The organism is Alloyangia mangrovi, assembly GCF_002300555.2.
GTDB classification, from domain to species: Bacteria; Pseudomonadota; Alphaproteobacteria; order Rhodobacterales; family Rhodobacteraceae; genus Salipiger; species Salipiger mangrovi.
Window position 1 is genome coordinate 34,500 of the sequence record NZ_NTHN02000025.1, and the last position, 13,361, is coordinate 47,860.

At 67.7% G+C, this 13,361-nt stretch carries 11 protein-coding genes; 7 read left to right on the forward strand and 4 right to left on the reverse strand.

Going from position 1 to position 13,361, the window contains the following annotated elements:
- The first annotated feature begins 47 nt into the window (after positions 1–47).
- From CLG85_RS14435 to CLG85_RS14445, 3 genes are read left to right on the forward strand one after another with little or no spacing between them, the layout of a single operon-like run.
- Positions 48–329, forward strand: coding sequence for a hypothetical protein (locus CLG85_RS14435; protein WP_260349431.1), 282 nt, complete (start codon positions 48–50; stop codon positions 327–329).
- 3 nt (positions 330–332) lie between these two features.
- Positions 333–914, forward strand: coding sequence for a dual specificity protein phosphatase family protein (locus CLG85_RS14440; RefSeq protein WP_260349432.1), 582 nt, complete (start codon positions 333–335; stop codon positions 912–914).
- Positions 911–2,194 (forward strand): LacI family DNA-binding transcriptional regulator, encoded by a 1,284-nt coding sequence (locus CLG85_RS14445; RefSeq protein WP_260349434.1) that lies wholly within the window; start codon positions 911–913, stop codon positions 2,192–2,194. The genes CLG85_RS14440 and CLG85_RS14445 overlap by 4 nt, the downstream gene beginning before the upstream one ends.
- Here the strand turns inward: CLG85_RS14445 and CLG85_RS14450 are convergent.
- Positions 2,167–3,456, reverse strand: a complete 1,290-nt coding sequence (locus CLG85_RS14450; protein ID WP_095881716.1) for an O-acetylhomoserine aminocarboxypropyltransferase/cysteine synthase family protein — start codon at positions 3,454–3,456, stop codon at positions 2,167–2,169. The genes CLG85_RS14445 and CLG85_RS14450 overlap by 28 nt on opposite strands.
- 225 nt (positions 3,457–3,681) lie before the next feature.
- Between CLG85_RS14450 and CLG85_RS14455 the strand changes: the two genes are divergently transcribed.
- From CLG85_RS14455 to CLG85_RS14470, 4 genes are all read left to right on the forward strand, one after another.
- Positions 3,682–4,140 (forward strand): (2Fe-2S)-binding protein, encoded by a 459-nt coding sequence (locus tag CLG85_RS14455; protein ID WP_095881715.1) that lies wholly within the window; start codon positions 3,682–3,684, stop codon positions 4,138–4,140.
- Positions 4,141–4,144: 4 nt separating this feature from the next.
- Positions 4,145–6,319 carry a xanthine dehydrogenase family protein molybdopterin-binding subunit gene (locus tag CLG85_RS14460; protein ID WP_095881714.1) on the forward strand — a complete coding sequence of 725 codons (2,175 nt, stop codon included), beginning with the start codon at positions 4,145–4,147 and terminating at the stop codon, positions 6,317–6,319.
- Positions 6,320–6,322: 3 nt separating this feature from the next.
- Positions 6,323–6,940, forward strand: coding sequence for an Isoquinoline 1-oxidoreductase subunit (locus CLG85_RS14465; protein ID WP_095881713.1), 618 nt, complete (start codon positions 6,323–6,325; stop codon positions 6,938–6,940).
- 520 nt (positions 6,941–7,460) lie between these two features.
- The gene (locus tag CLG85_RS14470) at positions 7,461–8,477 is read left to right on the forward strand and encodes a phosphatase PAP2 family protein (protein WP_095881712.1); all 1,017 of its coding nucleotides are present in this window, start codon (positions 7,461–7,463) and stop codon (positions 8,475–8,477) included.
- A 147-nt stretch (positions 8,478–8,624) separates the two neighbouring features.
- Here the strand turns inward: CLG85_RS14470 and CLG85_RS14475 are convergent, their stop codons facing one another.
- The 3 genes from CLG85_RS14475 to ctaD are packed head-to-tail and all read right to left on the reverse strand — an operon-like array spanning position 8,625 to position 13,359.
- Positions 8,625–10,403, reverse strand: coding sequence for a c-type cytochrome (locus CLG85_RS14475; RefSeq protein WP_260349437.1), 1,779 nt, complete (start codon positions 10,401–10,403; stop codon positions 8,625–8,627).
- Complete coding sequence (locus tag CLG85_RS14480) at positions 10,397–10,804, reverse strand: hypothetical protein (protein ID WP_095881504.1); 408 nt, start codon at positions 10,802–10,804, stop codon at positions 10,397–10,399. The genes CLG85_RS14475 and CLG85_RS14480 overlap by 7 nt, the downstream gene beginning before the upstream one ends.
- Positions 10,804–13,359 (reverse strand): cytochrome c oxidase subunit I, encoded by a 2,556-nt coding sequence (gene ctaD / locus CLG85_RS14485; protein ID WP_260349438.1) that lies wholly within the window; start codon positions 13,357–13,359, stop codon positions 10,804–10,806. The genes CLG85_RS14480 and ctaD overlap by 1 nt, the downstream gene beginning before the upstream one ends.
- Positions 13,360–13,361: the final 2 nt, after the last annotated feature.

Below are 13,361 nucleotides of genomic sequence, written 5' to 3' on the forward strand. Positions count from 1 at the left end.
AGAACCAACCGGCGCGCCCTTTCCGGGCGCGCCGACTGCTCCGGGCCATGGGTAACGCGCGGATGCCGGTGCTCGCGCTGATCCTCTTCGCCGGGCCGTTCTTCATTGCGCCACACGCCCGGGACCTGCAGGCCACATTTCCCCCTCAGGGCAGCCTCGATGCCGCCCGCATCGCGGATATCCTCGGCGGCCACCGGGTGCCGGAGACGACGCTCAACACCCTCTGGTTCGGCAGTGGCGCGGCGCCGCGCGCCATGCCCGAGGCCACCACCCGCCTGACCGCCGCGCTCGGCCCGCGCCCGCGGCAGTGCACCAGCCTCGAGGTCTGAGCCATGATCCGTCACCACATTCCCGACGCCGTTCCCGCATCCGAGGCCGCCGAGGACCACCGGCCGCTGCTCTGGCAGGTCGCGGCGGGGATCGGCCCCGGTCTCGGCACGCTCTGGCTTGGCAACCTGCCCGCCGCCGAGGACGGGACCGCGCTGCAGCGGACAGGCATCTCCGCCAGCCTCAATCTCGCGATGAACATCTTTCCCGGGCCCCTGCTCCGCCCCGACGGCACCCACCTGCGGCGCTACCAGATCGGCCTGCTCGACGGGCCGGGCAATGCCCCCGAGACGCTGGCCGCGGCGGTCATGCTGATTGACGGGCTCGCGGCAGTTTACACCGCGGGCAAGCCGCACTACCCCGCCCATTCAAGAGGCGGTCTGCTGGTGCATTGCCGCGGCGGACGCTCGCGCTCGGTCACCGTTCTGGCGCTCTGGCTGCACCTGCGGCGGCCCCGCGAATATCCGACGCTCGAGGCGGCGCTCACCCACCTCCGCGCGCTGCGCGGCCTCGAGCAGAGTTACCCGCTGCCGCCGATGATTGGCCTCGCCGGCGAGGTGCTGGACCGCGGGCTCTGCGCCCGATGACACCGCCGCGCCCACCGCTTGGCCCACCCCGCGGCCGTTTCGTCTCGGCCGCCGACGTGGCCCGGCTGGCCGGGGTCTCGCGCTCGGCGGTGTCGCGCGCCTTCACCCCCGGTGCGCAGGTCTCGGAGCAGGCCCGCGCGCGCATCCTAGAGGCCGCCGAGGAGCTCGGCTACCGGGTCAATCGCCTCGCCCGAACTTTGCATCAGGAACGCTCGGACCTCGTCGGCGTGGTCGGCGGCAATTTCTCCAACCCCTATATCTCCGCCCAGCTCGATGCCCTGTCGAAGGCACTGCATGCGCGCCGCCTGCAGTGCCTTCTGATGAACAGCGCCGGTGGCGCGGCCGAGGACCTGAAGCGCCTGCTCGACTACCGGGTGCGCACGGTGGTGCTGCTCTCGGGCGCCGCCCCCGACACGCTGATCCGCCTCTGTGCCCAGAACGGCGCACGCATGGTGCTGATCAACCGCCCGCGCCCGCCCGAGGGCGCGCGGGCCGATCTCATCCTTGCGGGCAACGCCCGCGGTGGACGGCTCGCGGCCGAGCAGCTGGCGCAGGCGGGCTGCAAGAGCGTGGCGGTGGTGATTTCAGGCTCGCGCACCTCGGCCAAGATCGACCGGGCCGAGGCCTTCTGTTCGGAGATGGCCCTGCGCGGCATCCCGGCGATCCGCTGGGCCGACGGGCCGAACAGCTATGAGACCGGGGTAGAGGCTGCCCGGGCGCTGCTCCGCACACCCGGGATCGACGGCATCTTCGGCGTCACCGACGAGATCGCGCTCGGCGTGCTCAACACCGCCCGCTTCGAGCTCGGGCTGCGTGTGCCGGAAGACCTGTCGGTCATCGGCTTCGACGACGCGCCGATCTCGGGCTGGTCCTCGCATGCTCTGACCACCGTCGGCCAGTCGCTCGACGATCTCACCCGCGCCACGATGGAGGCCGTCGCCCTGCCCCCCCGAGGCCGCGCCGATGCTCTACGAGGTGCCGGTGCGGCTGGTCGAGCGCGGCTCGGTGCGTGCGCGGCTCAGCCCCTGAACAGGCCGAGGATGGCTCTTGAGCGGCCTACGGGCCTGCTGCGCAGGAACGTGCCGCACCCGACGCAGCACAAATGTCCGTATCCTTGCCGGCGCTTGGCGCTGAATCAGGCGTCGCGCCGGGTGCGATCCTATCGGCTCGAAAACACGATGACACAGCCTTTGGCACGTGTCCGCGAGAGCTGGCACCGGGATGCCAGCTCTTTCCGGCTCTCACCGGATCTTCACGCCGTCGCCACAGCCAGCCCCTGATCGAGGTCGGCGATAATATCCGCGACATCCTCGATGCCAATCGAGATGCGCACCACATTCGGCGCCGCTCCGGCCTGCACCTGCTGCTCTTCGTCGAGCTGCCGGTGGGTCGTCGATGCCGGGTGGATGATCAGGCTGCGCGTATCACCGAGGTTGGCCACATGGCTGAACAGCTTCAGGCCGTCCACCAGCCTCACGCAGGCATCGTAGCCGCCCTTGATCGCCACGGTGAAGAGCGCGCCCGCGCCCTTGGGCACGATGCGCTGCGCCCGCTCATGCCAGGGAGAGGAAGGCAACCCAGCATAGGTCACCGCCTCGACGCGCGGATCCTTTTCGAGCCATTCCGCCACCGCCTGCGCGTTTTTCACATGTCGCTCCATGCGCAGGCCGAGGGTCTCGATCCCCATCAGCGTGTAATGCGCGCCCTGCGGGTTCATCGTCATGCCGAGGTCGCGAAGCCCCACCGCGATGGAATGGAAGGTAAAGGCCATCGGCCCGAGCGCGGCATGGAAGGTCAGCCCGTGATAGGCTGGCTCGGGCTGCGACAGTGACGGGAACTTGTCCGAGGCCGACCAGTCGAACTGCCCCGAGTCCACCACGATGCCGCCGGTGACCGTGCCATTGCCGGTCAGGTATTTGGTCGCCGAATGCACCACCAGCGTCGCGCCGTGCTCGATCGGTTTGCAGAGCCATGGCGTGGCCGTGGTGTTGTCGACGATCAGCGGAATCCCGGCCTCGTCCGCGATCTTCGCCATGGCACCAAGGTCGGTGACGTAGCCGCCGGGATTGGCGATGGTTTCGCAGAAAAGCGCGCGGGTGTTCTCGTCGATCGCCGCCTTCACCGCCTCCAGGTCGTCGGTATCGACAAATGTCGCGGACCAGCCGAAGCGACGGATCGTCTGGCTAAACTGCGTGATGGTGCCGCCATAAAGCCGCGAGGACGAGACGATGTTGCAGCCCGGCGCCATCAGCGGGAAGAGCGCCATGATTTGCGCCGCGTGGCCCGACGAGCAAGCGATGCCGCCCGCGCCGCCCTCGAGCGCGGTGACCCGGTTCGCCAGCGCCGAGACGGTGGGATTGGTCAGCCGCGAGTAGATGTAGCCGACCTCTTCGAGGTTGAAGAGCCGCGCCGCATGATCCGCATCGCGAAACACGTAAGATGTGCTCTGGTAGATCGGCACCTGCCGCGCGCCGGTTGCTGCGTCGGGCTCTGTGCCGGCGTGCACGGCGAGCGTGTCGAAGCCGGGGGTATTGCCTGTCATGAAATTACTCCTCCTTACCTGACGGCACGTTAGGCAAGCTGGGCCGCCGCAGCAATGACCCGAAACGCGCGCCGCCGGAATCTGGTGCAGATATGGTCGAACGGCCCCGCGGGCGCGCGAAATGAGATTTGCAGGCCTTCCGACATCGACACGGCGCATCGCGGCCCTACCTCCCCTGCACAAGCCACGCGCCAAGCTACGCATGCGCAGCCAGGGAGGTAAGCCATGGTTTCGTTCGAACTCAACGGGAAAGATGTGTCCGTGGACGTGCCCGAGGAGACGCCGCTCCTCTGGGTGCTGCGCGACGAGCTGCAGATGACGGGCACGAAATTCGGCTGCGGCATCGCCCAATGCGGCGCCTGCACGGTGATGCTGAACGGCATGACCCGGCGCTCCTGCGTGACCCCGGTCTCGATGGTCGAAGGCAGTTCCGTCACCACGATCGAGGGCATCGACGGCCCCGAGGCCGAGGCTGTGCAGGCGGCCTGGGAAGGGCTGGACGTGCCGCAGTGCGGCTGGTGCCAGTCGGGACAGGTGATGAGCGCCACCGCACTGCTGATGGAAATTCCCAAACCCAGCGACGAGGACATCGACAACGCGATGGCCGGCAACATCTGCCGCTGCGCCACCTACGTCCGCATCCGCAAGGCGATCCACGACGCCGCGGACAAGCTGGAGGGTTGAGACGATGACACAGGTGCTTTCCCGCCGCAGCTTCCTGGCCTCTTCCGCGGGGCTGGTGATCGGCATGACCCTGCCCCTCGCGGCCCGCGCCCAGTCCGGAGCGGCCGCGGCCTTCCAGTCCGGGGCGATCGACGAGGCAAGCTTCGCCCCCAATGCCTTTGTCCGCGTGGCCCCCGATGACACCGTCACGGTGATCATCAAACACATCGAGTTCGGCCAGGGCCCCTTCACCGGCCTCGCCACGCTCGTCGCCGAGGAGATGGACGCCGACTGGGGCCAGATGCGCGCCGAGAACGCCCCGGCCAACGACGAGCTCTACAAGAACCTTGCCTTCGGCATGCAGGGCACCGGCGGGTCGACCGCCATGGCCAATTCCTACATGCAGATGCGCAAGGCCGGCGCCGCCGCCCGCGCCATGCTGGTGGCCGCCGCGGCCGAGGAATGGGGCGTGCCCGAAAGCGAGATCACCATCTCCAAGGGAGAGATCAGCCACGGCTCGGGCAAGAGCTCGGGCTTCGGCGCGCTGGCAGAGAAGGCCGCCGGGATGACCCCGCCCGAGGACCCGCCGGTGAAATCGGTCGACCAGTTCGTCCTGATCGGGACCGACCTGCCCAAGCTCGACACCAGGGCCAAGTCCACGGGAACGGCGATCTTCACCATGGATGTGTACCGCGAGGGCATGTTGACCGTGGTCGTGGCGCACCCGCCGAAGTTCGGAGCGACCGTCGGGTCCTACGACGACAGCGCTGTGCTCGATGTCCCCGGCGTGCAGGCGGTCCGGCAGATCCCGCAGGGGGTCGCGGTCTATGCGACCTCGACCCATGCCGCGCTCAAAGGCCGCGAGGCGCTGAAAGTCGAGTGGGACGACAGCGCTGCCGAAAAGCGCAGCTCCGCCGCGATCTTCGAGGCCTTCTCGAAGGCCGCGTCCGAAGGCGGCAAGGACGCCGAGGTGCTCGGCGACGGGGCGGCGGGCATCGATGGTGCGGCGCAGGTGATCGAGGCCGAATTCCGCTTTCCCTACCTCGCCCACGCGCCGATGGAGCCGCTCGATGGTGTCATCGAGGTCCGCGAGGACGGCGCCGAGGTCTGGATGGGTTCGCAGTTCCCCGCGCTCGACAAGCCGACCATCGTGCAGACGCTCGGCCTCTCGCCCGAAAGCGTGCAGCTCAACGTGATGCTTGCGGGCGGCAGCTTCGGTCGTCGCGCGCAGGACACCGCGCATTTTGCGGGCGAACTGGCCGAGGTGGCCAAGGCCGCCGGGGCCCCCGGCAGCTTCAAGCTGGTCTGGACACGCGAAGACGATCTGCACGGCGGCTACTACCGCCCGCTCACCGTCCACAAGATGCGCGCCGGACTCGACGCCGACGGCAAGCTGACCGGATGGGAAGACGTGGTCGCCAACCAGTCGATCATGGCCGGCGGGCCGATGGCGCAGATGATGCAGGACGGGATGGACCCGACCTCCTACGAGGGTTCGACCAAGATGCCCTATGAGCTCGGCAATCTGCGCGTCGGCTGGGCAGCGCAGGAAAGCCCCGTTTCGGTGCTCTGGTGGCGCTCGGTCGGGCACACGCACACCGGCTATGCCACCGAGGTGTTCCTCGACATGGTGCTCGAGGCACAGGGCAAGGACCCGGTGCAGGGGCGGCTTGATCTCATCCGCGAGGATGCGGCGCGCGACCGCGGCGTGCTCGAGAAAGTCGCCGAGATGGCGGGCTGGGACGGCACAAAGGTCAAGGGCGACAGGGCCTATGGCGTTGCCGTGCACGAGAGCTTCGAGACCTACGTGGCGCAGATCGCCGAAGTGTCGGACGCGGGAGGATACCCGAAGGTGCACCGCGTCTGGTGCGCTGTCGACTGCGGTGTCGCGGTGAATCCCAACGTGATCCGCGCGCAGATGGAGGGCGGCATCGGCTTCGGCCTCGGCAGCGTGCTCTTCGACGAGATCACCCTCGGCGAGGGCGGCGTGGTCCAGCAGGCGAACTTTGACAGCTACCGCATGCTGCGCATTCACGAAATGCCCGAGGTGATGGTCGAGATCATCGCCTCGGATGCCGACCCCACAGGCGTCGGGGAGCCGGGGGTGCCGCCCATCGGTCCCGCCGTCGCCAACGCCTGGCGGGCGCTGACCGGCGAAGCGGTCACCGAGCTGCCTTTCCTCACCACCATGGAGGCCTGAGCCATGCGCAAGACGATCCTGATGGCGGCGCTGCTCGGCGCCGCGCCCACCCTCCTTGCCCTGCCCTCTCTTGCCGAGACGGTCAAAGGACTGCGCACCGTGGACGAGTTCGACGGCATCGAGAACGAAACCGAGCGCTCGGTTGCGCTCTTCACCGAGATGATGGCGGTGATCGAGCACCCGCGCTGCCTCAATTGCCACCCCGTCGGCGACAGCCCGCGGCAGGGCATGGACATGCATCCGCATGTGCCGCCGGTGGTGCGAGGGGATGCCGATTTCGGCGCGCCGGGGATGCGCTGCAACACTTGCCACGGTGAAGAAAACTTCACCTTCGTCACCAAGGAGGGATCAATTCCCGGCCATTCTCCGTGGCAGCTCGCCCCGATCGAGATGGGCTGGGTTGGCAAGAGCGCGGCGGAAATCTGCGCACAACTCAAGGACCCGGAGCGCAACGGCGGGCGCAGCATGGAGGACCTGCACGAGCACAACGCCACGGACGGGCTCGTTGGTTGGGGCTGGGACCCGGGCGAGGGCCGCGAGCCCGCCCCCGGCACGCAGGAGGTCTTCGGCCAGCTTACGAAAGCTTGGATCGAGACCGGCTCGGCCTGCCCTGATAGCTGATCTTTTCGACATCATGGCTTCATGGCAAGTCCGATCAGGCACCGCCGCAAGGGGATTAAGGAGTGGGCCACCTTTGATCAACGCCGTTGAAATACGGCAGACCCTACCCAATCGGAGTGGGCAGCCTGCCGGTCGGACGCTGCCTGATCGAAGGCATGTGCATGACGCCGCATCTCAGATGGAGGGGTCATGCTGGGCGAGGTTCCTGGCATCGACGCACGCCCGCGCTGGGGTGCCGACCAGAAGCCGAAGATCGCGCCGCCGGCTGGCGCTCACGGCGCGGCGTTGACCCAGATGGCCAGGCGCGATGAGAGCCCCCCTAGAGCCAGTTCCCGAGCTCCTGATCCGTGGCACCCATCGGGTGGGTACGCCCGCCTCGGAGCCGAAGTCGCGATCAATCGCGCGCACTCACGGCGCCTGCCTTTAATCTCGGCCTCTCTCGCCTAGATAACTTTCACCGATCAACTATTCCGACGAGAGCCATGTCCAATCCGCGCCAGCTTCCGAGGGGAGCACAGCCATGATCCCCGCTCTGGCCCTCTTTGCGTTCAGCGTCGGTTACGCGCTCTTTTCGTTCCTGATCGCGGTGACGTTTCGCGACGAGGTCATCGCCGATGTTCTCGGGACCGTGACATCAGAGCCGGATGTCTCGCTCTGGTATCTGGGGGTGATCGCCCTTGCGCTGGCGTTCTGGGCGCTGCGGGCTGAGACCCGGCGCGGCATGAGCCGCGGTAGGGCCTCCGCCAATGTGGCGCTGGTCTTCGGCGCGATCCTCGCCCTGCACCTCGGCTTCACCTTGTTCAAGACCACGATGCCGCAGATCGTGCCCTATTACGCCGATCCCTACCTCGCGCGCTTCGATGCCTGGCTGCATGGCAACGCGGACCCTTGGGCGATTATCAACCGGCTCTTCGGCCCCAGCGTCATGCTGAGCCTAACCCCGCTCTACCACGGACCCTGGCTGATCGCGGCTTTCCTGTTCCCGGTCATCCTCGTGGCCTGCGACCATGATCACACTCGGGTAAAACGCTACCTCGTGCTCTATTGCGCAAGCTGGATCGTCATTGGCAACATGATCGCCCTCGGCGGCATGTCCGTAGGGCCGGTGTTCTATGACCGTCTCTATGACAGCAACCGCTTTGCCATGCTGACCTGGACGCTGCGCTATGCAGGGGTGGACGGCTCCACGATGGGGGCGCTGCAGGACTATCTGTGGGAGATGTATTCGGCGGGGCGCGAAAGCTTCGGCACCGGGATATCTGCCTTTGCCTCGGTGCACGTGTCGGTCGCCACGGTGGTCGCGCTCTATTGCGGCGAGCGTTCGGCGCTGCTGGCCTTTCCGGCAGCACTGTTCTGCGCGATCATCCTGCTGATCTCGATCTGGAGCGGCTATCACTACGCCGTGGATGGGTACTTCTCGATCGGCGTCATGGCGCTGCTCTGGGCCTATCTGCGCAGGCGCATGGAGCCCGAGGCGGGAACAGCCGCGCTCCGCGGTGGCGCGCTGGGGGGCCTGCAGAGGATGCGCAAAGACTGACGCAGAGACCAAGGCCGAGACCCCATGTTGGCGCAAGGGCAGACAAATTTCCGGCACCCTGGCCAGGCCTCGACTGTAACCTGCCGATGGATATCGCGGATCAGGACGTCGCATCCCGACGCGCTTAGATTGCGGCCGCGATAGATTTCATCGTCGAGACAGAAAATGCCGTTCCTCCGGCCGCATCAGGCTGGGGTGTTGTCGATGCCGATAGGCCCGGTCGAAGGGTGTTGTGCGGTTCAGTCCGCCGCGGCCACGGGCCCGCGCGTTGCGTAATAGGCGGCAAGATCGGCGATATCCGCATCCGTGAGATTCCGCGCGGCCGCCTGCATGAGGTGGGCTCGGGGGGGTGTCGGGCGCAGGACCGTCCCGGTAGAGATGTAGCCAGTTGACAAGCCAATAGCCGTCCTGCCCCGCGATCCGCGGGGTGTCGTCCCGCTTCGGCGAGACCCCGTCGGTGCCCCCCTCGTGGCAAGCGGCGCAACTGGCGATGTCTTCGTGCTCGTCGCCGCGCTGCGCCAGTTCGCGGCCCCGCTCGGCATCTCCGAAGGGCAGCGCTTGGCCTTGCCAGGCCCCGTCCATGCCCGCGAAGCGTCCGGCGATCGCGGCACGCATCTCCGCGCCGAGAGGCGCGGCCAGCGGTTCCATGAACCCGCTCTCGCGGTGCCCCGTGGCATAGGCCTCCAGCACCGCCTCCAGCCAGGCCTCTGACTGCCCCGCCAGTTTCGGCGCCGTGCCGTCGCGGCCCAGCCCGTCCTCGCCGTGGCAGCGCGCGCAGGCCAGCTCTTGCGGGATGGCGCCGGGCAGACCGCCGAAGCGCACGCCTTCACTGTCATAGCCTCCGGCCCGGCCAAAGGCGGCCTCCTCATAGGCCGCGCGGTCGAAGCTGTCGTAGTGCGACAGGAAGGCCGCCACTGCCCAAGGCTCGTCGTCGCGGCCCTCACCGGGCCAGCTCGGCATCCCGGTGTACTTGAAGCCGTGGCGGGCGATCCACCAGAACTCGCTGGGCTCGAAGTCCCTGGACGTGAGCATCGGCGGCTCGGGCCTCATGCCTTTCACCACCGGATTGCGCGCAATCCCCGGCGCGCCGTGGCAGGTCTGGCAACCGGTGGCGAAATGTCCCGCGCCGAGGCGGATCAGCGCAGGGTCCTCGAGGTCGACGTGGCGCGGCACCTCCACCCGGTTCGCCCGCACCCGCACCGCATTGCGCAGGTATTGGTGCAGCGTCTCGCCCACGCCCGGGAGATGCGGCACCGAGGCGGCAATATTGTAAGGCGCGAACCAGAAGAACGCGGCCCCGCCCATGGCCAGCACACCGATGCTGCCAAGTATCCAGCGTTTCAGCCTCATGCCTGCGCCTCCTTGAGGTCCAGCGCCTGGCCAAGGCGGCGCAGCGCCGCGACGAGGTAGATCGCGCCCCCCCGCCCCGGCCATCAGCGCCCCGGCGACCTGTTGCTCCTGTAGCGCCGAAAGGCCAAGATGCCCCGCGCAGATGTCGCCATAGAGCGTGCGTGGCGCGAGTCCGATGAGCGCCCCGAGCAGCGTCATGTGCATCGTCGTCGCCAGCAGCACCACCGCGCCGCCGAAGCCCCCCGCCGCGCGCACCGAAGCCCAGAGCAGCATCCCGGCGGCAAGGAAACTGCCCTGCTCCAGAACGAGGCCCGTGAAGCTCAGTCGCGCCCAGACATGCAGTGCCGGCAGGTGCCAGACCCAGACCACCAGCATCTCGGCCACCGCGCCCAGCACCAACGCCATCGCCCCCGAGGGCAGCCGCAGCGCCGGGGCCCAGAGCGCGGGCACCACCGCCGTCACGCCCAGGTGCAGCACCATGTGCAGCACCATCGAGCCCGCCGCCAGCCCGGGAAGCGGCCCGAGCCAGAGTACCGCCAGCACTGCCAGCGCAAGAAGGCGGCGCGGGCTCAGCATTCGCCCAGCACCATGCCGGGGATCACGGTGAACAGGATCGCCACCGCCGAGAGCACGCAGAGCAGCAGTGCCACATGCCCGACGAAGCGATCCCGTGCGCGCTCGGAGCTTTCGGTGATCTCTTCGATAATGACGAAGACGCCGCCGTAGCGCCGGATCGCCAGCACGGCCAGACCGATAATCGCGGCGATGCAGAGCGCGCCGAGCCCGGCGATGATCCAGCGTGGCTCCATCAGCGTCGTGCCACGCCCGAGCTTGGCGCACCAGATCGCCGCCACCCAGTAGCTGAGCAGGAAATGCGCCGCCCAGATCGAGGGCGCGGCGACGAGGATCCAGACCGAGCCCTGGTCGATCACGCGCGGCGCATCGCCGGGCGGAACCGTCTTGTTGCGCGGCGCCATCAGACCACCCCCATCAGCATCGGGAAGAGCGCCAGCAGCGCGAAGATCACCACCGCTGTCAGCGCAAGGAAATGGGTGAAGAGCGTCAGGTTCACACTGTCCGCCCGGTAGCGCGGGGTGCAGCGGCTGCGCCAGACCCGCGCCGCCACGTAGAGCCGCATCACCGCGTCGAGCAGCAGGTGCAGCCCCATCCACAGGATCAGCACCCAGACGGTGGCATCGAAGGAGGTTTCAGTGGGATCGAACCCCGCGCTCCGGGCCGCCCAGCCCCACGCCCCGATCCCGAGCGCGCCGAGCGGCACGCCTGCGACAAGCAGCGCCATCGCCTGCCCCGTGCCGCCAGCCGTCAGCCGCTCGCGCGCCAAGAGCGCGGTCACCCAGCCCGCCAGCAAGAGCGCCAGCCCGACCAGCAACCAGCCGAAGCCCGGCAACCGTGCTGCGCCCGGCAGGAAGTCCGGCAGCGCCGTCCAGTAGAAGAAATAGCTGAACACCAGCCCCATGAAGGCGGTCATGTCGCCGGTCATGGTGATGAACACCGCCCACCAGCCCGGCGAGTTGTTGCCCTGCGCATAGGTTGGCAGCACCAGCCCGCGCCCCGCCTCCTTCTCCGGCTTCTCGGGGATCTCCGAGGTGCCGGTCCACAGCCACCAGAGCGTGAAGCCGATGAAGCCCGCGCCGAAGAGCAGGGTCAGCGTCCAGAGGTGGAAGGTCGCGAGGATGAACACCGCGCCGAGGCAGAAGGCCGAGCCGAGCGTCAGGTAACTCGGGCCGCCGACGCGCTGCACGTAGAGCGGGCGTGCGTCGAGGATGTCGGTGATGATGAGCTCGCGCTTGCCTTCTTCGGCGTCGGGCAGGAACCACTCGCCGCGGTCCATCTCTCCCAGCAGCTCCTTCTGCTCCCAGAGCGGGTAGCGGGTGTGGATATAGGGGATCGAACGCACGCCCCAGGGCTTGTCGGGCACCTCGGCGCTCCATTCCATCGTGCCGGCGTTCCAGAGGTTCCGCTCCACCAGCGGCGCCTTGCCGCGCGGCCAGAGCACGTTGACCGCCAGCACCACGAAGCCCGACGCGAAGATGAAGGCACCGATCGTGGAGACCATGTTGAGCACCGCCCAACCGTCGCTGACGTCATAGGTCCAGACCCGCCGCGGCATCCCCATGACCCCGGTCCAGTGCATCGGCAGGAAAGCAAGGTTGAAGCCGCCGAACATCAGCCAGAAGCTCCAGCGTCCCAGCTTGTCAGACATGCGCTTCTGGGTGACGAAGGGATACCAGTAATGCACGCCCGCGAAGAGCGGGAAGAGCATGCCGCCGATCAGCGTGTAATGCAGGTGCGCCACGACAAAGTAGCTGTCATGCGCCTGCCAGTCGAAAGGCACCAGCGCCACCATCACCCCCGTGAGCCCGCCGAAGACGAAGATCGCCAGCGCGCCCCCGGCGAAGAGCATCGGCACCGAGCGGCGCACCTTGCTGACCAGCATGGTCGCGATGAAGCAGAAGATCTGGATGCCCGTCGGCACCGCCACCGCCTCGGATGCGGCCGAAAAGAACGAGAGCGAGATCTCGGGCAGGCCGGTGGTGAACATGTGGTGCACCCAAAGCCCGAACGACAGGAAGGCCACGCCCACCGCCGAGAGCACGATCCACGAATGCCCGACCATGGGCCGCCCGGCGAAGGTCGGCAGGATGGTCGCGATCAGCGCGATCGAGGGCAGGAAGATGATGTAGACCTCGGGGTGGCCGAAGATCCAGAAGAGGTGCTGCCACAGCAGCGGATCGCCGCCGCGGTCGGGATCGAAGAACGCCCAGTTGAAAGCGCGCTCCATTTCCAGCAACAGATCGCCGGCGATCAGCGGTGGGAAGGCGAAGAGGATCATCCCCGCCACCACCAGCACGTACCAGCAGTAGAGCGGGATCAAGTTCAGCCGCATGCCCGGCGGGCGCGACTTCAGCACGCCGACGATCAACTCGACGGCGGCGGCAATGGAGCTGACCTCGATGAACGACAGGCCCAGCAACCAGATGTCCGCCCCAAGCCCACTGTAGTCGGGGTCGGACGACAAGGGCGTGTACATGAACCAGCCGCCGTCCGGCGCCACGCCGAAGAAGACCGAGCCGCAGACAAAGAGTCCACCGATCAGGAAGCACCAGTAACCGAAGGCCGAGAGCCGCGGGAAGGGCAGGTCACGCGCCCCAAGGATCTCGGGCAGGATGAGGATCGCCACCGCCTCGAAGATCGGCACGGCGAAGAGGAACATCATCGCCGTGCCATGCAGGGTGAAGAGCTGGTTGTAGAGGCTCTGCGACAGCAAATCGTTGTTCGGCACCGCCAGTTGCGCGCGGATCAGCAGGGCCAGAAACCCGGCAAAGGTGAAGAAGGCGAAGGAGGTCAGCAGATACCACTTGCCCACCGACGAGTTGTTCACCGCCGAGATGCGCCGCCAGCCGGTCGGTGTCTTCCAGACCTTCATCAGCCGCGCGCGCTGCGCCTCGTCGCGCGCCTTGTCGTAGGGCTCGGCGGGAGGCAACTTGGAGAGGTCGATCTCTTGGGTCATGC